At 73.1% G+C, this 309-nt stretch carries 1 protein-coding gene; it reads right to left on the minus strand.

Annotated elements, in window-relative coordinates:
- The coding region (locus ACLQ29_RS35520) for an SH3 domain-containing protein (RefSeq protein ID WP_425775723.1) at nt 1-309 on the minus strand (309 nt) is incomplete at both ends.

The following is a 309-nucleotide window of genomic DNA, read 5'->3' on the forward strand; positions in this document are numbered from 1 at the left end:
GGCCGGTCTGCAGGTAGGCGGCGGCGACGTAGCGGTTCGTGCCGATGCGGTGCCAGATGGTGCTGGTGCCGGCGGGACCGGTGACCGAGGTGCCGGTGGCCTGGCAGTAGATCGTGACGCGGGCGCCGTCGGCGACCGAGCCGACCACCCCGTAGCCGGTGCCGGGGCCGGAGCGCACGTTGAGGGTGCTGGCCGTGGTGTCGACCGTGCCGGTGCCGGTGCCGGTGACCCCGTTGACCAACTGCAGGTAGTAGGTCCAGTTCCAGTGCACGCCGGGGTCGGTGTGGGACGCGCCGGGCACCTCGCGGT

The sequence above is a fragment of the Micromonospora sp. DT228 genome, assembly GCF_049841595.1.
Taxonomy (GTDB): Bacteria; Actinomycetota; Actinomycetes; order Mycobacteriales; family Micromonosporaceae; genus Micromonospora.